This window comes from Streptomyces winkii, assembly GCF_032248595.1.
Classification (GTDB): domain Bacteria; phylum Actinomycetota; class Actinomycetes; order Streptomycetales; family Streptomycetaceae; genus Streptomyces; species Streptomyces winkii.
On the sequence record NZ_JASTTH010000028.1, the window covers coordinates 1 to 345 of the forward strand.

Here is a 345-nt window from a genome sequence, read left to right on the forward strand (position 1 = left end):
CCGGGTTGATAGGCCAGATATGGAAGACCCGTGAGGGTTGGAGTTGACTGGTACTAATAAGCCGAGGGCTTGACCACACACGTATTTGTTTCGCGTCCACTGTCCGGTATCTGAAACAACAACCACCCCTGGCCACAACCAGCCGCCCGGATGGTTGGCCGGCTGATAAGTGGATAGAGCGCTGACACAACAGCACACACAAGTTTCCCCCCTGTGTGGGGGGTGTGTTTCGGTGGTCATAGCGTGAGGGAAACGCCCGGTTACTTTCCGAACCCGGAAGCTAAGCCTTACTGCGCCGATGGTACTGCATGCGGGAGCGTGTGGGAGAGTAGGACACCGCCGAAC

At 57.4% G+C, this 345-nt stretch carries 1 rRNA gene; it reads left to right on the forward strand.

The features are described from left to right. Positions 1 to 228: 228 nt before the first annotated feature. Positions 229 to 345, forward strand: a 5S ribosomal RNA gene (gene rrf, locus QQM67_RS30530).